Annotated in this window: 18 protein-coding genes; 12 read left to right on the forward strand and 6 right to left on the reverse strand. The window is 58.8% G+C overall.

The annotated features are described in order from the left end of the window. Window positions 1-2 precede the first annotated feature (2 nt). From rpmA to proB, 3 genes are all read left to right on the forward strand, one after another. The gene (gene rpmA, locus Q1A74_RS10500) at window positions 3-260 is read left to right on the forward strand and encodes a 50S ribosomal protein L27 (protein WP_299595490.1); all 258 of its coding nucleotides are present in this window, start codon (window positions 3-5) and stop codon (window positions 258-260) included. A 102-nt stretch (window positions 261-362) separates the two neighbouring features. Continuing rightward, window positions 363-1,577 carry an Obg family GTPase CgtA gene (gene cgtA / locus Q1A74_RS10505; protein WP_299595492.1) on the forward strand — a complete coding sequence of 405 codons (1,215 nt, stop codon included), beginning with the start codon at window positions 363-365 and terminating at the stop codon, window positions 1,575-1,577. 72 nt (window positions 1,578-1,649) lie between these two features. After that, window positions 1,650-2,783: a glutamate 5-kinase gene (gene proB / locus Q1A74_RS10510; protein ID WP_299595494.1), complete on the forward strand. Its 1,134-nt coding sequence runs from the start codon at window positions 1,650-1,652 to the stop codon at window positions 2,781-2,783. Window positions 2,784-2,910: 127 nt separating this feature from the next. Here proB and rpsT read toward each other — a convergent pair whose 3' ends face one another. The 5 genes from rpsT to Q1A74_RS10535 form a co-directional block, all read right to left on the reverse strand. Then, window positions 2,911-3,177, reverse strand: coding sequence for a 30S ribosomal protein S20 (gene rpsT, locus Q1A74_RS10515; protein ID WP_299595496.1), 267 nt, complete (start codon window positions 3,175-3,177; stop codon window positions 2,911-2,913). A 122-nt stretch (window positions 3,178-3,299) separates the two neighbouring features. Then, the gene (locus tag Q1A74_RS10520) at window positions 3,300-5,381 is read right to left on the reverse strand and encodes an ATP-binding protein (RefSeq protein ID WP_299595498.1); all 2,082 of its coding nucleotides are present in this window, start codon (window positions 5,379-5,381) and stop codon (window positions 3,300-3,302) included. Beyond that, complete coding sequence (gene pdsR, locus Q1A74_RS10525; RefSeq protein ID WP_299595500.1) at window positions 5,378-6,073, reverse strand: proteobacterial dedicated sortase system response regulator; 696 nt, start codon at window positions 6,071-6,073, stop codon at window positions 5,378-5,380. The genes Q1A74_RS10520 and pdsR overlap by 4 nt, the downstream gene beginning before the upstream one ends. A 240-nt stretch (window positions 6,074-6,313) precedes the next feature. Beyond that, window positions 6,314-7,024, reverse strand: coding sequence for an OmpA family protein (locus Q1A74_RS10530; protein WP_299595502.1), 711 nt, complete (start codon window positions 7,022-7,024; stop codon window positions 6,314-6,316). A gap of 210 nt (window positions 7,025-7,234) precedes the next feature. Further along, on the reverse strand, window positions 7,235-7,375 hold the full coding sequence (locus Q1A74_RS10535) for a hypothetical protein (protein ID WP_299595503.1): 141 nt from the start codon (window positions 7,373-7,375) through the stop codon (window positions 7,235-7,237). A gap of 195 nt (window positions 7,376-7,570) precedes the next feature. On the opposite strand from Q1A74_RS10535, the gene murJ reads away from it, so the two are divergent. The 6 genes from murJ (at window position 7,571) to ispH (ending at window position 15,228) form a co-directional block, all read left to right on the forward strand. Then, window positions 7,571-9,199, forward strand: a complete 1,629-nt coding sequence (gene murJ, locus Q1A74_RS10540; protein ID WP_299595505.1) for a murein biosynthesis integral membrane protein MurJ — start codon at window positions 7,571-7,573, stop codon at window positions 9,197-9,199. A gap of 85 nt (window positions 9,200-9,284) precedes the next feature. Then, on the forward strand, window positions 9,285-10,262 hold the full coding sequence (gene ribF / locus Q1A74_RS10545; RefSeq protein ID WP_299595507.1) for a bifunctional riboflavin kinase/FAD synthetase: 978 nt from the start codon (window positions 9,285-9,287) through the stop codon (window positions 10,260-10,262). A gap of 211 nt (window positions 10,263-10,473) precedes the next feature. After that, the gene (ileS, locus tag Q1A74_RS10550; protein WP_299595509.1) at window positions 10,474-13,278 is read left to right on the forward strand and encodes an isoleucine--tRNA ligase; all 2,805 of its coding nucleotides are present in this window, start codon (window positions 10,474-10,476) and stop codon (window positions 13,276-13,278) included. Then, entirely contained in the window at window positions 13,271-13,801 is a 531-nt protein-coding gene (lspA, locus tag Q1A74_RS10555) for a signal peptidase II (protein WP_299595511.1), read from the forward strand. The genes ileS and lspA overlap by 8 nt, the downstream gene beginning before the upstream one ends. Window positions 13,802-13,818: 17 nt before the next feature. After that, a complete protein-coding gene (locus Q1A74_RS10560) occupies window positions 13,819-14,259 on the forward strand; it encodes a peptidylprolyl isomerase (RefSeq protein WP_299595513.1) in 441 nt (146 codons plus the stop codon). Window positions 14,260-14,292: 33 nt separating this feature from the next. Continuing rightward, entirely contained in the window at window positions 14,293-15,228 is a 936-nt protein-coding gene (ispH, locus tag Q1A74_RS10565; RefSeq protein ID WP_299595515.1) for a 4-hydroxy-3-methylbut-2-enyl diphosphate reductase, read from the forward strand. A gap of 10 nt (window positions 15,229-15,238) precedes the next feature. Here ispH and Q1A74_RS10570 read toward each other — a convergent pair whose 3' ends face one another. After that, window positions 15,239-15,751, reverse strand: a complete 513-nt coding sequence (locus Q1A74_RS10570; RefSeq protein ID WP_299595517.1) for a GspH/FimT family protein — start codon at window positions 15,749-15,751, stop codon at window positions 15,239-15,241. Between the two features lie 311 nt (window positions 15,752-16,062). On the opposite strand from Q1A74_RS10570, the gene Q1A74_RS10575 reads away from it, so the two are divergent. Genes Q1A74_RS10575 through Q1A74_RS10585 form a run of 3 tightly spaced genes read left to right on the forward strand, consistent with a single transcriptional unit; the run spans window position 16,063 to window position 18,108 of the window. Then, window positions 16,063-16,605: a GspH/FimT family pseudopilin gene (locus Q1A74_RS10575; RefSeq protein ID WP_299595519.1), complete on the forward strand. Its 543-nt coding sequence runs from the start codon at window positions 16,063-16,065 to the stop codon at window positions 16,603-16,605. Between the two features lie 17 nt (window positions 16,606-16,622). Next, window positions 16,623-17,048 carry a type IV pilus modification protein PilV gene (gene pilV / locus Q1A74_RS10580; RefSeq protein ID WP_299595521.1) on the forward strand — a complete coding sequence of 142 codons (426 nt, stop codon included), beginning with the start codon at window positions 16,623-16,625 and terminating at the stop codon, window positions 17,046-17,048. A gap of 10 nt (window positions 17,049-17,058) precedes the next feature. Beyond that, window positions 17,059-18,108 (forward strand): PilW family protein, encoded by a 1,050-nt coding sequence (locus Q1A74_RS10585; protein ID WP_299595523.1) that lies wholly within the window; start codon window positions 17,059-17,061, stop codon window positions 18,106-18,108. Window positions 18,109-18,145 lie beyond the last annotated feature (37 nt).

Consider the following 18,145-nt stretch of genomic DNA (forward strand, 5'->3'; position numbering starts at 1 on the left):
TCATGGCACATAAGAAAGCTGGCGGTAGTACGCGCAACGGGCGCGATTCTGAAAGTAAGCGCCTGGGCGTTAAGCGCTTTGGCGGCCAAGCGGTTTCCGCAGGCAGCATCATCGTTCGTCAACGTGGCACCAAGTTCCACGCTGGCATCAACGTTGGTATGGGTAAAGATCACACCCTGTTCGCTACCGCCGACGGCGTAGTGAAGTTTGAGGTGAAAGGCGCGAACAACCGCAAGTTTGTTTCTATCGAAACAGCCTAAGCGGCGACCACGCCCGATCAAAAAGCCCCGCTCTCGCGGGGCTTTTTTGGTTTGATCTGCCGCAAATTACACTGAAGGCCGGTTTACCCGGTAAGTAGAGTCATGAAATTTGTAGATGAGGCGCCGATTACGGTGCAGGCCGGCAACGGCGGTAAGGGATGTCTGAGCTTCCGGCGCGAGAAATTCGTTGCCAAGGGAGGCCCCGACGGCGGTGACGGCGGCGACGGCGGCTCCGTGTACCTGGTGGCTGATGAGTCACTGAATACTCTTGTGGACTACCGCTACCAGCCCAATTACCAGGCCCAAAATGGCGAGGGGGGGCGCGGCCGCAACTGTACCGGTGCCAAAGGGGAGTCGCTGGAGCTCAAGGTGCCGGTGGGTACCACGGCGATTGACGTGGACACCGGGGAAACCCTGGGTGATCTGCTGGAGCCCGGTGAAAAGCTGCTGGTGGCCCAGGGTGGCTGGCACGGCCTCGGCAACACCCGCTTCAAGTCCAGTACCAACCGCGCGCCGCGCCAGACCTCGCCCGGCAGTGAGGGTGAGTGTCGCAATCTCAAGTTGGAACTGAAGGTGCTGGCAGACGTCGGTATGCTCGGCCTGCCCAACGCGGGCAAGTCCACGTTTATCCGCGCCGTGTCGGCGGCCAAGCCCAAAGTGGCTAACTACCCATTTACCACGCTGGTGCCGAATCTGGGTGTTGTGAAGGTGCAGAAATACCGCAGCTTCGTGATCGCCGATATCCCGGGATTGATTGAGGGTGCGGCAGAAGGTGCCGGCCTTGGTATTCGCTTTCTCAAGCATTTGACCCGCTGCCGCGTGTTACTCCACCTGGTGGACCTGGCGCCGTTTGATGGCTCCGATCCCGCGCAGAACGCGCTGGCGATTGAGCGCGAACTGGAAGCCTTCAGTCCCACCCTGGCGGGACGCGAGCGCTGGTTGGTGCTGAACAAGACCGATCTGGTACCGGCAGATGAGCTGGAAGAGCGCTGTCAGTCAGTGGTCAATGCGCTGGGCTGGCAGGGGCCGGTATTCCGTGTGGCGGCTATCCGCGGCGAGGGCACTGACGTGCTGTCTGGCCAGCTGATGGACCACCTGGAAGAGGTTAAAGAGCAGGAAGCGCTGGATGGCGAGCTGTTTGAGGTGGAGCAGGAAGCGCAGCGTCAGATGCAGCGCGAGGCGCGCGAGCGGATCGATGAGTTGCGTGAAGCCCAGCGTGCCAGACGCAAGGCGGCGAAAGAATCGGGTGAATCTGGCGAAGATGATGAAGATTGGGACGACGATGACCATGACGTCGATATAGAATATCGTCCCTGAGTTATCAGCCCCTCCAGCGAAATATTCTGTTCTGAGTTTTTCCTGTGGGGGCGCGTCCTGACAGAGGAAGACATGGACCCCATCTCGCCGCGCCAACAGTTATCCGCCAGCCAGCGCTGGGTCATTAAAATCGGCAGCGCATTGCTCACGGACAATGGCCGCGGGGTAAACCGCGCAGCCATCCTCAATTGGGCTGGCCAGATCAGTGCCCTGCGCCGCCGGGGCATCGAGGTACTGTTGGTATCCTCGGGTGCGGTGGCGGCGGGTATGGACCGCCTGGGCTGGCGCAAGCGTCCGGAATCCATTCATCAGTTACAGGCGGCCGCTGCCATCGGCCAGAGCCATCTGGTGCAGGTGTACGAACACGCCTTTGGTCAGTACGACTGCCGCACTGCCCAGATCCTGCTGGATCACGACGACCTTTCCAATCGCACCCGTTACCTCAATGCCCGCAGTACCATCAAGACGTTACTGTCGCTGGGTGCCGTGCCCATCATCAATGAAAACGATACGGTAGTGACCGACGAGATCCGTTTCGGCGATAACGACACCCTGGGTGCCCTGGTGGCGAACCTGGTGGAGGCGGATGTGCTGTTGATCCTTACCGATGCTGACGGTCTGTTTACTGAAGACCCCCGTGACAACCCGGATGCCGAGTTGGTGCGCGAGGCGGTGGCGACGGATCCGCGTCTGGTGGCGATGGCGGGGGATTCCCGCAGTGGTCTCGGCCGCGGTGGTATGGCGACCAAAGTGCGCGCGGCGCAGCTGGCGGCGCGCTCCGGCGCCCGCACCGTCATTGTCGGTGGCGCCAATGAGTCGGTGATCGAGCGTGTGGTGGCGGGCGAAGACCTGGGGACACTACTGCTGCCGGAAGCGGACCCGTTGACGGCGCGCAAGCGCTGGTTGGCGGGCCAGCTGCAGGTGCGGGGGCAGCTTCAGCTGGATGCTGGTGCGGCGCGCGCACTGTGCAGTCAGGGCAAGAGTCTGCTGCCTGTCGGTGTGGTGGCGGTTGATGGCCGTTTTCATCGCGGCGAGCTGGTGAGTTGTGTCAATGAGGCGGGTGAAGAGGTGGCGCGCGGACTGGTGAACTACGACAGTGGCGAGGCGCAAAAAATCTGCGGCCAGCCCTCAGACCGGATCGTCGACCTGCTCGGCTACCGCGATGACGATGAGCTGATTCATCGCGACAACCTGATTTTGCTGTAACTGGGCGTGGGGAGGCGCGCAGGCGTCTCGCTGCCGGTTGGAGCCTTTTGCTTCCACTTTTTTCAGGCAATAAAAAACCCCGCCATGGCGGGGTTTTTTATTGCTCAGAAAGCGGGTCTGCTGAAAATCAGGCAGCCAGCTTTTTAACCTGGGCATTCAGGCGGCTCTTATGACGAGCAGCCTTGTTCTTGTGGATAATGCCTTTGTCGGCCATGCGGTCGATGACCGGCACAGCTTCCGCGTAAGCGGTCTTGGCTTTTTCCGCATCACCTGCATCGATGGCCGCAACTACCTTTTTGATGTAGGTGCGCACCATGGAGCGCAGGCTGGCGTTGTGATTGCGGCGCTTTTCGTTTTGGCGCGCGCGTTTCTTCGCTTGAGGTGAGTTGGCCACCGGTTGCTCCTGTCTGGAATCTGTAAAATCTCGAACATTCGGGCCGGGGGCCCGTTTGGGACGCGACATTATCCCCAGCATTGGTTGTTTGTCAACCGCTGGGGCGGGCTGTTTGTGACTCTTCAGGCTGTGGTGGGTGCGCCGCGGGGGAGAGTGAGCGTAAACACCACGCCATCGCCCTCTTCACGGTTCGCTGCCTGCAGTTCTCCGTGGTGAAAGTCCGCGATCAGTCGGGCGATATGTAGCCCCAATCCCAGGTGCCCGGCTTTGCCGCCGTCGTCGCGCACGGATACCAGTGAGTCGAACAATTTCCGCCCGAACCCTTCCGGCAGCAGCGGTCCGTCGTTGCTAACGCTGACCCGGTATAGTTTTTCCGTCGCCTCCAGTTCCAGCTGAATCGTCGTGCCCTCCGCTGCGAAGCTCACTGCGTTGTCGGCCAGTTTGTCCAGCAGTTGGGCCAGTAATTCCGGTGCGCCGTAGTAGTGCTGGGGGCCTTCGGGGCTGTGCAGGGCAAAGCGGTGCCGGGGGTGAGCGTCGGCGTAGCTCTGGGTGAGCAGGGTCAGAAGGTCGTGCAGATCGAACTCTTCCCGCTCCGCCTGGCTGATGCTGGCTTCCAGGTGATTCGCTGCAGACAGGGCATTGAGGATAGAGGAGAGCCGCGCACCGCCGTCTGCGGCGCGCTCGGCATAGCGCCGGCTGTCGGCGTCGAGTTCGCCGGCGGCGAGGTTGTCGAGCGACGAGCGCACCACCGCCAGTGGGGTGCGCAGTTCATGGGAGAGTTTGCTGGCGAGGCTGCGCAGATACTGGTGATAGTGATCCAGCTCGGCCAGCAGGCTGGCAAACGCACGGTTCAGTGCGCCCAGCTCGTCGTTGAGGTAGGGGCGGGGGAAATCGCCGCGCAGGCGCCCGCTGGCATCTACTGCGGTGCGGGCGGCGCGGTGCAGGCGGCGGATGCGCCAGGAGAGCCAGCTTGCGTAACCCAGCAGTAACAGCAGTACCAATCCTGCGGCGCCAGCGGTGGTCAGCCACAGGCGGCGGGCGGCGGATTCGGTGAGGGATTGCAGGGCGCTGGCCGACTGGGCGGCGATGACGCGGCCGAGCAGGGGGCGCTCGATGATATCGTCGGCGCGGGTGACCACCGGCACACTGACTGCGCCAATACGCTCGTCCCCGGGGGCGCGCCGGTCGTTTTCCGGAGCGGAAAACCACTGCGAGGCAGTTTCCCGGTTCTCGGTCAGTGTTTTCGGGTACTGGCCATTCGGCAGCGGTGGTAGTTGGTCCGTGCCCAGTACCTGCCGATAGAACCAGTCCCGCAGCCAGCGGGCTTCTTCAAGTGGTGCGGTTTGCTGTTCCGTATCGCGTCCTGTCATGTGGCCGGAGCGGGCCAGTACAAAGCCCTCCTGATCGACCACGGTCAATTGCAGCTCCGGGCGCGCGAAATGTTCCAGTTCCTGCTGCAGGGCGGGCAGTGGCTCTACCAAGGCGCCTGGCCGGCCATCGGCGGGCAGGGTGGTGGCGAGGCTGGCGGGAGCGCCGCCGTCGCTCCGCACCCGATCGAGCACCCGAATAGCCAGCTCGCCACCGGTCAGTGAGAAAGGCAGCGCGAGTTCCAGCTGGTAGCCGCGCGGGGAGGCGCTCCAGCGCCCACGTATGCGCAGTTCGCGCTCGTAGCCTCCCCGCCGGGCGTTGTAATACAGTGCGCGCACCGGGCCTTGGCTTGCTACTGGCAGGGTGTATTGCTGGCGGGCGGTGTAGATTTCGACGGTGTCGCCACTGGAAAGGCTGTCACTGCGGGGGTCGTGGTAGCTGGCACTGCGGTCTTTTGTGGTGAGCAACAGGTATACCTGACTGTCGCGCTTTCCGAGCGTGATTTGCGCCAGCGATTTGTCATTCTGGTCCAGCAGTGGCCGCGGGGGCAGGTTGAGCGCCCGCCACTCGTCGCCGTAACCATCCAGTACGGGCTTTTGTGGTAGCGGGTTCAGGTACAGCTGGGCTCCCGGTGGTCGCCCGGTGCGGCGGGGGTCCGGTGCAATCAGTTCCGGGGCGCTGGCAAGGCGCGCGGCGATGGCGTTGCCCGTGGCCTCCAGTGTCTGGATCTGCCCCTGGCTCAGGGCCTTGTCCACCTGGCGCAGGTACTGGCAGCCGGCCCAGGGCAGGGCGAGGGTGCACAGGCTGAGCAGTACCAGCTGGCGACGAAGTTTCATCCGACCTGCCAGCGGTAACCCATGCCGTAAGCGGTGCTGATAGCGTCGAAGTTACGGTCGATGGTCTGGAATTTACGGCGAATGCGCTTCACATGGGAGGTGATGGTGTTGTCGTCCAGCACTACGCGTGCGGCTTCCATCAGCTGGCTGCGGGACTTTACGTGCCCGGGGCGCTTGGCCAGGGCGTGCACAATCCAGAACTCGGTCACTGTCAGGTCCACCGGCTCCCCGTTCCAGTGGCAGTGCAGGCGCGATACATCCAGAGACAGGTCGCCCTGGGTGAGGGTTTCACCTTCGTCACTTTGAGACTGCATGATGCTTACCCGTCGCAGCAGGGCGCTGATGCGGGCCTGCATATGGGGCAGGGAGATGTCTTTGGTCAGGTAGTCGTCGGCGCCCAGTCTCAGCCCGGAAATGATATCCAGCTCGGAGTCCCGCGCGGTGAGAAACAGGATTGGCAGGGTGGGGGCCATGGCACGCAGCTCCCGACACAGGTCAAAGCCACCCTCGATTTCCGCGCCCAGGCCCACGTCAATCACTGCCAGGTCTGGCAGTCGCTGCTGAAATGCCGCGAGGGCCTCCGGGCGTGTGTGGTAGAGGTTCACCTGGTAGCCGGTGCGGCGCAGGGCATCGCGGTAGTTCTCGGCAATGGCGATTTCGTCTTCGACGATGGCAATGGTGGGGCTACTCATGGGACTGTTCTTAGGGCTGATTAACCGTTTATTGGAATGGGTCGCGCGAAAATCATGCCCGAACAGTGGGGCAATAGGCAAAGTAAAGTGCGCGTTGTCGGATTGGCAGGCGGAAAAAAGCGCGCAGTCATCAACATGCTTGCGCGCAAGGTTACTGCTTACAGGGTTGCACTTGAGGTTGCTCGGGGTCCCACCGGTCGACGCGTTTGTAGAGCGGTAACCGGTGGGTAAATGGGGTGCTTAGAAGGAGCCGGCGACCGCTTCGGGCATGCCGAAGTGGATGTCTACCCGGCGCTCCAGTGCGTAGCCATCCAGGTCGCCTTTGTTGGCTTTGGACTGGCTGGCGCCGAGGGCGCGGCGTTCGATACGCTCAGGGGCGATGCCGTAGGCTTCCAGGGCGCGCTGAACGCTGAGGGCACGCTGGTCAGATAGTACATTGTTGTAACCGTCGCTGCCGCGGGGATCGGAATGGCCTTCCAGGAGAACCTGCAGCTGTGGGTGACGGCTGAGGAAGTCGGCCATGGCGGCGACCTGGCGCTCTTGCGCTTCCTGCAGTTCGTCATCACCGGTGGTGAACAGCATCTGGAATTCCAGGCTTTCCAGTGCCAGCTCGCGGGCGTCGTTGGCGGACAGTCGCGCCGCATCCAGTTGTTGCGCCAGGTTGCCCAGTTCGCTACGGCTTTCGGTGAGTTGAGTTGCGAGCATGTCTGCCTCTTCTGCTTGCTTGATCTGTTCGCCCAGCCAGGCTCCACCGAGGGCGCCGGCGATAAAGCCAACCGGGCCACCTACGGCGGCGCCCGCTACTGCGGCGCCGGTAAATACAGTGGCCTGCTTGGCCGGAGTCAGGGGGGAGCCCTGTAATGCGTTCTCGGTGTCAGTGGCGGCCTCTGTAGAAGCAATGGTGCTCAGGGTCAGACTGCTCAGTGTTACTGCCATCAACAACTTTTTCATGATCGTGTTCCTTGCGATTGGATTGAAATGACTGCTCTCTGTTTCCGATCGGGTGTGTTTCCCGCTTCGGTTGAGAGTCATTTAACTCCTGCAAGGAGGCACTGACATGGCGCCCATGGGGCAAATTCCGCAGCAATTATGGCGAAATGTGGCAGCTTGCCCTGTGACGTGGTTCAACCCCTGAGTTGAGCCTGTCGATCAAACGCCATTTCAGCCCTGCCGACGCCGGTAGCGCCGGTCCCGCGGTTGGTCGATGCGCACCCGAACCCGCTGGGGGCGAGGGCCCATCGCAATCACGGCATACAACAATACCGCCAGAATCAGTGCGATAATCAATGCGTTGATGGTCATTCCATTTCTCCTCTTTTGCCACCACTCCCTGTGGCTCGCCAACTGCTTACCCTGAGTATAGTTCCCCCTCGCGCCAACCGTAGGCTCGGAATTGGCAAAATGTAGGAGGCTTCTGCCGCCGCAGGTGGCCGGGGCTCTGGATTGCGGTAGACTTGCCGGCCATTCTTTAGCGATCGCCAACCAGGAATCACGGACGTGGCAGCATCTTCGCCCGAACAGGAATCACAAGATCAGGCTCCGCAGGTCAAGAAAGATAGCCCGCAAAAGGGGCTGTTGCGCGGAACCTCCGTAGTGGGTGGTGCCACTTTATTGTCGCGTGTGATGGGGCTGGCGCGGGACATCGTATTTGCGCGACTCACCGGTGCCAGTGATGCGGCAGACGCCTTTTTTGTGGCGTTCAAGATTCCCAATTTTTTCCGCCGCCTGTTTGCCGAAGGCGCCTTTGCCCAGGCGTTCGTCCCCGTGTTGGCGGAATACCGGCAGAAGGGCGGCATTGCCGCCGTTCGCGAGTTGAATGACCGGGTGGCCGGTGCCCTCGGTGGCACCCTGCTATTGGTGACCCTGTTCGGCGTATTGTGCGCGCCGCTTGTGACTGGTCTCTTTGCGTTCGGCTGGTGGTGGGGCGGCAATGAGCCAGAGAAGTTTGCGCTGGCGACGGAAATGCTGCGCATCACTTTCCCCTACCTGATGCTGATTTCCCTCACCGGCTTTGCCGGGGCCATGCTCAATAGCTTTGACCGCTTCGCCATTCCCGCGCTGACCCCGATACTGCTCAATCTGGTGCTCATTGGTGCGGCCACGATTGCTGCGGGTTGGTTTGAGCCCCAGGTGATGGCGCTGGCCTGGGGGGTGCTGGCTGCCGGGGTCGTGCAGTTGCTGTTCCAGATTCCATTTCTGATGCAGCAGGGCCTGTTGCCGCGCCCCAAGTGGGACTGGGGGTACCCCGGTGTGCGCAAGATCCTGCGTCTGATGGCGCCTGCTATTTTCGGTGTTTCCGTCACCCAGATCAGTCTGGTGCTGGATACCATACTGGCGTCTTTCCTGCCCACGGGCTCCGTGACCTGGCTGTACTTCTCCGATCGGCTGGTTGAGCTGCCACTGGGAGTGTTCGGTGTGGCGGTGGCCACAGTGGTATTGCCCAACCTGTCCCGCCAGCACGTGGGTGGCGACCCCCGAAAATTCCGTCACACCATCGACTGGGCCCTGCGCTGCGTCACCCTCATCGCCCTGCCTGCGACGGTGGCCCTGTTCGTGCTGGCCGAGCCGCTGCTCACGGTTCTTTTCCAGCACGGCAACATGACCCCGTGGGATATGGAAATGGCCGCCTGGTCCCTGCGAGCCTACACCTTCGGTCTGCTCTTTTTCATGCTGATCAAGGTGCTCGCGCCTGGTTATTTTGCCCGCCAGGACACCGTCACCCCGGTGAAATTCGGCCTGATCGCCATCGCCTCGAAGATGGTGCTCAGCCTGTTATTCGTCATCCCGCTGCACATGTACTTCCAGCTTGGCCACATGGGCCTGGCCGCCGCCACGGCCGGGCAGGCCGCGATCAATGCTTTCCTCCTTTACCGGGGGCTGCGCGAGGGCGGTGTGTACGCGCCGGAGCCCGGCTGGTGGGGGTTCCTGTCACGTTTGCTGTTCGCGAACCTGGCGATGGCGGTGGTGTTGCTCGGAATTCTGCATTTCTGGTCCGGCTGGCACGATTGGTTGTGGTGGGAGCGGGCCTGGCGTATGGGGGTTATGGTTGTCGCCGGTGGCGCCACCTACGGCCTTATTCTCCTCATCAGCGGCCTGCGTCCGCGCCATTTTCGGGCGACTTCATGACCGCTGACGGTGCCCAGAAGCCATTGAAATCCGTTATACTGCGCCGCTTGATTTTGCAAGGGCGACGAAAAGTGGTGGAAGCACTGTGACCGAGCAACGGGAGCTGATTCGCGGGCTGCACAATCTGCGGCCATGCCACCAGGGTTGCGTGGCCACCATCGGATCATTCGATGGCGTACATCTGGGGCATCAGGCGATCATCACCCAGCTGCGCGCGCGGGCGGCGGAATACAAACTGCCTTCGGTTGCGATCGTCTTTGAGCCTCAGCCCCACGAGTACTTCTCCGGGGAAAAAGCCCCGGCGCGTCTGATGCGCTTCAAAGAGAAGGTGCTGGCGCTCTTCGATGCGGGTGTGGACCGGGTGCTGTGTCTACAGTTCAACGAGCGCCTGCGCAGCCTCAGTGCCGAAGCGTTTATACAGCAGGTGGTAGTAGATGGCCTCGGTGTGCGCCATCTTGTGGTGGGTGACGATTTTCGTTTTGGCTGTGATCGCAGCGGCGACTATGCGCTGCTGCAAAAGGCGGGCGCGGCGGCCGGCTTTACGGTCGAGGACACTGCAACGCTGGAGATTGCTGGTGAGCGGATAAGCAGTACGCGTATTCGCGAAGCCCTGCAAAGCGCGGACTTTGACCTGGCTGAGCAGCTCTTGGGTAAGCCCTACCGGATTACGGGTTTGGTTGCGCGCGGTCGAGCCCTGGGCCGTCAGCTTGGAGCACCTACCGCCAATGTGCGTTTACATCGCTACCGCTCTCCGCTAGTGGGGGTGTATACGGTCACCGCAAAACGCACCAACGGTAGCCCGATGGCGGGAAGCTGTATGGAAGTGGCCGGTGTGGCCAACGTGGGCTTCCGCCCCACCGTAGAGGGCGAGGGTGCAAAGCCATTGCTGGAAGTGCACTTGTTCGATTTCAGCGGTGATCTGTACGGCCGGGAAATCGCAGTCACTTTTTGCCACAAGCTGCGCGATGAAGAGAAGTTTGCGTCACTGGACATTCTCAAGCAGAAAATCGCCGAAGATATACATAATGCAAGAGCCTGGTTTGCAAGTCGCAATTCTTGCTAACTGAAATTTCCCATTCGCATCAGAATGCTTCAAAACTCAGATGCGAAGGCGGAGCATCGGGTACAGGGTTTTAGGAGCCGAAAATAGAGCTCTGCTGTTAGCCCCATTGCTCCCTCTGAGATTTAAATTCCTGTACTCCGTAAGCATTGGAGCTCTGCAGGATATTTCGAACAACGAATTATTTTCCAGCTACAACCGAAGTAGATAGCTAATGACCGACTACAAAGTGACCCTGAATCTTCCACAAACCGACTTCCCCATGCGCGGCAATCTGCCGAACCGGGAACCGGAGATTCTGAAAAAATGGCAACAAGAAAAGCTTTACGAAAAGATTCGTGAAGCCCGCGCCGGTCGTGAACAATTTATTTTGCACGACGGCCCCCCCTACGCCAACGGCGACATTCATATCGGTCATTCAGTTAACAAGATCCTGAAAGACATCATCGTCAAGTCGAAAACCCTCAGCGGCTTCGACGCGCCCTACGTGCCCGGTTGGGACTGTCACGGCCTGCCCATCGAACACAAAGTTGAACAGAAGGTTGGCAAGGCCGGGGCCAAGGTGGACCACAAAACCTTCCGCCAGAAATGCCGTGAATACGCCGCCAAGCAGGTCGAAGGCCAGAAGAAAGATTTTATCCGTCTGGGAGTATTCGGCGAGTGGGACAACCCCTACCGTACCATGGACTTCGAGTTTGAAGCCGACATCATCCGAGCCCTCGGCGGCGTGGTGAAAAATGGCCACCTGTCCCGCGGTTTCAAGCCGGTTTACTGGAGTGTTGTGGGCGGCTCTGCGCTGGCGGAAGCGGAAGTGGAGTATCAGGATAAAACGTCCCTCTCCATCTATGTGAAATACCCGGTTACCAACGAGACCGCACTGGCCGTCGCCGATGCGGCGGGCGGCCACGCCGGTGATGGCGACCTGTCGGTAGTGATCTGGACCACCACACCCTGGACATTGCCATCTTCCCAGGCGGTTTCCGTCAATGCGGACCTGGAATACGTCGTGGTACAGGCGGGCGATGAACGCCTGCTGGTCGCCGCTGAATTGAAAGAAGCGGTGCTGGAAGCGGCTGGCCTGAGCGGCGACGTGGTTGGCCGAATCCAGGGCGCGGCGCTGGAACACCTGAAAGTCAATCATCCCTTCTACGACAAAAAGTTGCCAATCATCCTCGGCGATCATGTCACCACAGACGCCGGTACCGGCTGTGTGCATACCGCACCAGACCACGGCCCGGACGATTTCAATGTGGGCAAGGGCTACGGTATTGAGACCCTGAATTACGTCGACGACAACGGCCTGTTCCGCGACAACGTACCGGTATTCGCCGGTGAGCACGTGTACAAAGTCGACGGCAAGATCGTCGAACTGCTGAAAGAAAAAAATGTACTGCTGCATGAAGACAAACTGGTACACAGCTACCCACACTGCTGGCGGACCAAGACCCCGCTGATTTATCGCGCAACTCCACAGTGGTTTATCAGCATGCAGCAGAACGACCTGTTGGAGCACGCGCAAAAAGCGGCAGACGAAGTGCAGTGGATCCCCGGCTGGGGCAAGGCGCGCATCGACTCCATGCTGAATGCCAGTCCGGACTGGTGTATCTCCCGTCAGCGTACCTGGGGCGTGCCCATTGCGCTGTTCGTGCACAAAGAAACCCAGGAAATTCACCCGGATACCCCGGCGTTGATGGAAAAGATTGCGGAGAAAGTCGAGCAGGGCGGTATGGATGTCTGGTTCGAACTGGACGCCAAAGAACTGCTGGGCGACGACGCAGACAACTACCAGAAGGTCACCGACACTCTGGACGTGTGGTTCGATTCCGGCGTGACCCATCACGCGGTATTGAATCGTCGCGAAGGCCTGCGCTTCCCTGCAGATCTGTACCTGGAAGGTTCCGACCAGCATCGCGGTTGGTTTCAGTCTTCTCTGAAAACCTCGATCGCCATCAACGACTGCGCACCTTACAGGCAAGTGCTTACTCACGGCTTCACCGTGGACGCCCAGGGCCGCAAGATGTCCAAGTCCATCGGCAACACCGTGGCGCCGCAAGACGTCATCAACAAACTGGGCGCGGATGTGCTGCGCCTGTGGGTGTCTGCCACGGATTTCAGTGGTGAGATGGCGGTGTCTGACGAAATTCTGAAGCGCACCGCGGACTCCTACCGCCGCTTGCGCAACACCGCGCGTTTCTTCCTGTCCAACCTGGCCGGCTTTGACCCACAAAAAGATCAGCTGCCCGTGGACGAGTTACTGGCACTGGACCGTTGGGCCATTGAGCAGGCGTCCAAGCTGCAGGAAGAAATTGTTGCGGCCTACGACCGCTATCAGTTCCACCAGATCTATCAGAAGTTGCATAACTTCTGCGTGGTGGAAATGGGTGGCTTCTACCTGGATATCATCAAGGATCGCCAGTACACCACCAAGGAAGACAGTATCGCGCGCCGCTCTGCACAGACCGCTCTGTACCACATCGTGCAGGCCTTCGTGCGCTGGGTTGCACCGATTCTGAGCTTTACCGCCGAAGAGCTGTGGCAGTTTGTGCCCGGTAATAGCGAAGATAGTGTGATGTTGGCGGAGTGGCATGAATTCCCGGCATTGCCGAAAAACGCGGAAATGAACAGCGAATTCTGGGAAGCCATTGCCGATGTGAAAACCGCGGTCAATAAAGTGCTCGAAGAGCAGCGCGGTGCCGGTAATATCGGCGGCTCTCTTCAGGCATCCGTTACCCTGTTCGCGGACCCAGCGCTGCAGCAAAAACTGGATGCACTGAAAGATGAGCTGCGCTTCGTACTGATCTGTTCCTCCACTTCTGTGCAGCCGCTGTCCGATGCCGCCGGTGCCGAAGAAACTGAACTGGCTGGCCTGCGGGTTGCAGTACATAAAGTGGATGCGCCCAAATGCGGCCGCTGCTGGCACTACCGCGAAGACGTCGGTCGCAACAGCGAGCACCCGGAGCTGTGTGGACGCTGCGTGGAAAACGTGAGCGGCGAGGGCGAGGTGCGTCACTATGCCTAAGACGATGCAGAAGGTTCTCTCTACTCCCTGGTGTTGGTACCTGCTGGCGCTGGTGGTGATTGTTATCGATATCGTCACCAAAGTGTGGGCAGTTGAGCGCTTTATGTACGGCCCGGCGCTGCAAATCATTCCCGGGTTCCTGCAGTTCACATACGCAGAAAACTACGGTGCAGCGTTCAGTTTTCTCGCCGATGCCGGTGGCTGGCAGCGCTGGTTCTTTGGTGCCATCGCCGTGGTTTTCAGTGTGGTGGTTACTGTCTGGATCAAGCGCCTCCCGCTGGAAAAGCGCTGGGAGCCCATCGCGCTGGCATTGATTCTCGGTGGTGCCCTGGGCAACCTGTGGGATCGTATGGTGCTGGGCTACGTGCGGGACTTTATCTCCGTGTATTACGGCAGCTGGCATTTCCCCGTGTTCAATGTGGCGGATATGGCCATCTCCGTTGGCGCCGCCATGTTGGTGATTGAGCTGCTGTTCTTTAAAGACAAGAGTGCGCAGGCCGACAATAACGGCGCCGAAGTGTAAGGGTTTAGAGTAGTTTTATGAGCAATAACGTAATTGGCGAGCACAGCCGGGTAACCCTGCACTTCAGCCTCAAACTGGACGACGGTTCCGAGATCGACTCCAACTTTGAAGGGGATCCGGCCACCTTTATCGTGGGCGATGGCAATCTGCTGCCGGGCTTCGAGCAGTCCCTGTTTGGCCTCAAGGCTGGCGACGAAGCTGAAATTGAAATTCCCCCGGAAGCGGGTTTCGGCCAGCGCAATCCATCAAATGTCCAGAAAGTAAAAAAAGGCCATTTTTCGCCGGACATGGAGCTGGAGGAAGGTTTAGTTGTCTCCTTCGATAACGGTGACGGTGAACTGCCCGGAGTGATCCGCGAGATCGGTGAAGATGACGTGGAAGTAGATTTCAACCATCCTCTCGCGGGCCAGACCGTATTCTTTCACGTAAAAATTCTCGAAGTGGCCTCGGTCAACTGATTGATTGGTTCGACAGGTCAAGGACATAGCAAGATGCAAATTCGCCTCGCCAACCCCCGCGGCTTCTGCGCCGGCGTCGATCGCGCTATCGACATCGTCAATCGCGCCCTGGACGTGTTCGGTGCACCGATCTATGTACGGCACGAAGTGGTACACAACAAGTTCGTGGTCGACGGCCTGCGCGAGCGGGGTGCGGTGTTTGTGGATGAGCTGGATGAAGTGCCAGACGATGTGATCGTCATCTTCAGTGCCCACGGTGTCTCCAAGGCAGTACAGAAGGAAGCCTCTGATCGCGGGCTCAAAGTCTTCGATGCCACCTGTCCACTGGTGACCAAGGTGCACATCGAGGTTAGCAAGTTCAGCAGTGACGGTAGCGAGTGCATCCTGATCGGCCACGAAGGGCACCCGGAAGTTGAAGGCACCATGGGTCAGTATGACGCGACAAATGGCGGTGCTATATATCTGGTGGAGGATGAGCAGGACGTGGCGGCACTGGAAGTGACTGACCCGGACAACCTGACGTTCGTCACCCAGACCACCCTGTCAGTGGACGATACCTCACGAGTCATCGACGCCCTGCGGGCCAAATTCCCCAATATCCGTGGCCCCCGTAAAGACGATATTTGCTATGCCACCCAGAATCGCCAGGATGCGGTAAAGCAGCTGGCGCTGGAGTGTGACCTAGTACTGGTCGTGGGGAGTCCTAACAGCTCAAACTCCAACCGCCTGCGGGAGCTGGCTGAGCGCTGTGGTGCTGAGGCCTATCTGATCGATGGGTCTGGATGTATCGATGCGACCTGGTTGCAGGGGAAAAATACCATCGGTATCACCGCGGGGGCATCCGCGCCGGAAGTCCTTGTTGAGCAGGTGATCCAGAAATTGCGGGATCTGGGTGCCGATACGCCGGATGAGATTGCCGGTACGCCGGAAAATATCAGTTTCAGCTTGCCCAAAGAGCTACGTTCTTAAGGGCTGGTTTTCAACAATCTGCGGCGGACAGCGTATCAATTCTGACGCGACCACCGCGGGATAGTATCAACTGGTAGCCATTCCCTCCGGTCTCTGGGCAAATGGTAAAGCTTCCAGCCTGAAAGCCGCCATTACTTACCGTGCCTGCAAGGCGGCTCTCCCCGGTGCCAATAAATGAAACATAATTGGCCAGAGGGCCGTTCGTAGTGACAGTGACCCCGGTTAGGGCACTGCTCGTAGCGATCGGCGGCTCGTCCGTGTCCCGCTCTCCGTCAAAATCTCGGTCAATAAACACCTCCCAACCGGATTGCCATTCTCCGAGCTTTCGCATCGTCGCACGGCGATTCGTGGCAACGGCTTTACCGCGAGTGAGATTGATGGCTCCCATCAGCATATCCGCCGCCGAGCGGGTGCGACTGGACTCGAGTTGTTGTTGAAAGCTGGGAATCCCTATTGCAAGAAGAATCCCGAGAATACTGAGTGTGATCAGAAGCTCAATTAAAGTGAGACCGCGTGCCTTCACAACTCCTCCCTGAACTGCCTGTATTTTGGTCGACGTCCGTCCTGGTCGCCGTTTGCCCCCTCCAAATTGCCGTTTATCGGTGATTGCTGATACCTAAGCCCGCGGCGTGATAGGGTGCAAAAAAATTAACATTGCGCCAAATATGTATCCAGTGACGTTCCGCTGATTTTTGTGGGTCAGATAGAATATGCGCCAGTATTTGGGGTGCATCCGTACCAAATTGGGTGATTGACTCGCTAGTTCAAAAGGGCGGGCAAAAAATAGACAGATATCGCGCAACGATATCTGGGTTATTGGGGAGTTTCCAAACCATGGTATACCGACAGCAGGGGCTTACCCTGATCGAATTGATGGTGACACTTGCAGTGTTGGCTATTGTCATTGGCATCGCCGTACCCAGCTTCAGCACCATGATTAACAACAATCGTTCCTTGGCTCTTGGGGAGGAGCTTGTGTCTGTAATGAACTACGCGCGCAGCGAAGCCGTAAAAAGAGGGGGAAGGGTTTCGGTATGCGGCAGTACCGATGGTGTGACATGTAATGGTAGCTGGGCGAATAACTGGCTGGTGGTGGTGGACTCCGCAGCCACTGATGGCGCCGCCGCAGTCTCAGTGGAAGAGGTGCTGCGGTTATGGGAGGTTCCCGGCAATAACGCTTCGGTATCCGCTACCCAGAACAGCACTGCGGTGAATTTTGTCCGCTTCAATCGCCTTGGTGTATTGGGTAATTCCACTGGCGGGGCGATCTCATTGTCCGCCAGCATTACTGGTTGTGCTGGGGATGCCGCTCGCACAGTGACCGTTGGGCTTGCAGGGATGTTGAATGTAGCCCGTAGCACTAGTGGCTGCTCCTAATTCTGAGGATGAGAAAGATGCAAAAACAGCAAGGGGCGGGGCTGATTGAAGTTCTGGTTACCGTTTTGATTCTTGGGACTTCTCTGCTGGCGCTTGCAGCACTGCAAAGTAAATCTCTGCAATACAATCACAGCGCCTATCTCCGCTCGCAGGCCAATATCCTAGCTTACGACATACTCGATCGTATCCGTATTAACCGTGGTGCTATTGCGGATTACAGTATGGCTATGGCCGACGATGCTCCAACAGGCACTACTACTGCGCAAGAGGATCTTGCCGAGTGGCACGTCAATTTGACCGAGATGCTGCCCGGGGCGGATGGCGCCGTTGAATGTGTGGCCGCTACGAGCCTGTGTACAGTGACCGTGCAATGGGCAGAACAAAACAGCTCCGGTGATACAACTGAAGATCTCGGTTCATTCGTCTATACCTCTCGCCTGTAAGGAATCAATCATGCGTAAGCAATATGGTATTTCTCTAGTCGAGCTGATGATCTCTATTACCATCGGCTTGATCTTGATGACTGGGGTAATTCAATTGTTTCTTTCCAGTCGTGCGACTTTCTCTACCCAGCAGGCGGTGGCGCGGGTTCAGGAAACCGGGCGGCTGGCGATGGAGTTTCTCTCTTCAGATGCTCGGATGGCGGGCTACATGGGTTGTATGAGCCGTAACGCCAACATCAGCAACATGCTTAACACGCCCAATAGTCTCTTGTATGACTATGCTACGCCTCTTGAGGGGGTAGATAATGCAACCGGCACATTGGAGGCCGGCTACCCGACAAATGTACTTGCGGGGACCGACGTGCTGCTGGTCCGTAGTGCCAGCGGGACTGCCGTAGGGGTAGCCGCACCAAATACCGGCACAGCGGTATTAGCCGAGTTTACTAACTCCGCCGTTACCTGTGCAGACAATTCGGCGGGGGTCAGTGGCTTTTGCCCCAGTGACATTGTGGTAGTTTCAGATTGCACGAAGGCGCGTGTATTTCAGGTCAGCGGTGCCGCTGCAGCTTCTGGTAATACACATACAATTCTTGATCACGGTGCGGGAAGCAGTCCGGGTAATGCTACGGTAACCTGGGGTGGTGCCAGTGCAACAGGCCTGTACGAAACCTTCGATACAGATGCTGAAATAGCCAAGCTTAATACCACGATTTACTACATCTCCGATCAAGGTGCTTCGGGTGTGCCGGGCTTGTGGCAGAGGGTGAACGGCGGCAATGCGCAGGAGCTACTTGAGGGCGTGGAGGATATGCAGATTCTTTACGGTCGAGATACTGGCAGTGATGGCGTGCCGGATGATTATCTCACTGCGACGGCGGTTGGTGCCGCTTGGGATCAGGTTACCAGTGTGCGTATCCAGCTGCTGGTTCGCAGTGGCGAAAATAATGTACTCGCTGAAGCGCAGCCCTATACCTTCAATGGTGCTACCACAACCCCAGCCGACCGCCGTTTGCGCCAGGTGTTTAGTAGCACCATCGGTATACGCAGTAATCTGCAATGACTTCATTTACGAGAAGACGAAACAGGTAGAAACCCTA

Source organism: uncultured Microbulbifer sp., from assembly GCF_947504145.1.
GTDB lineage: Bacteria > Pseudomonadota > Gammaproteobacteria > Pseudomonadales > Cellvibrionaceae > Microbulbifer.

Bases quoted from the DNA above. Each gene is read 5' to 3' on its own strand.
- rpmA (WP_299595490.1), top strand. From the start codon at position 3: ATGGCACATAAGAAAGCTGGCGGTAGTACGCGCAACGGGCGCGATTCT.
- cgtA (WP_299595492.1), top strand. From the start codon at position 363: ATGAAATTTGTAGATGAGGCGCCGATTACGGTGCAGGCCGGCAACGGC.
- proB (WP_299595494.1), top strand. From the start codon at position 1,650: ATGGACCCCATCTCGCCGCGCCAACAGTTATCCGCCAGCCAGCGCTGG.
- Q1A74_RS10520 (WP_299595498.1), bottom strand. From the start codon at position 5,381: ATGAAACTTCGTCGCCAGCTGGTACTGCTCAGCCTGTGCACCCTCGCC.
- pdsR (WP_299595500.1), bottom strand. From the start codon at position 6,073: ATGAGTAGCCCCACCATTGCCATCGTCGAAGACGAAATCGCCATTGCC.
- Q1A74_RS10530 (WP_299595502.1), bottom strand. From the start codon at position 7,024: ATGAAAAAGTTGTTGATGGCAGTAACACTGAGCAGTCTGACCCTGAGC.
- Q1A74_RS10535 (WP_299595503.1), bottom strand. From the start codon at position 7,375: ATGACCATCAACGCATTGATTATCGCACTGATTCTGGCGGTATTGTTG.
- ileS (WP_299595509.1), top strand. From the start codon at position 10,474: ATGACCGACTACAAAGTGACCCTGAATCTTCCACAAACCGACTTCCCC.
- lspA (WP_299595511.1), top strand. From the start codon at position 13,271: ATGCCTAAGACGATGCAGAAGGTTCTCTCTACTCCCTGGTGTTGGTAC.
- Q1A74_RS10560 (WP_299595513.1), top strand. From the start codon at position 13,819: ATGAGCAATAACGTAATTGGCGAGCACAGCCGGGTAACCCTGCACTTC.
- ispH (WP_299595515.1), top strand. From the start codon at position 14,293: ATGCAAATTCGCCTCGCCAACCCCCGCGGCTTCTGCGCCGGCGTCGAT.
- Q1A74_RS10575 (WP_299595519.1), top strand. From the start codon at position 16,063: ATGGTATACCGACAGCAGGGGCTTACCCTGATCGAATTGATGGTGACA.
- pilV (WP_299595521.1), top strand. From the start codon at position 16,623: ATGCAAAAACAGCAAGGGGCGGGGCTGATTGAAGTTCTGGTTACCGTT.
- Q1A74_RS10585 (WP_299595523.1), top strand. From the start codon at position 17,059: ATGCGTAAGCAATATGGTATTTCTCTAGTCGAGCTGATGATCTCTATT.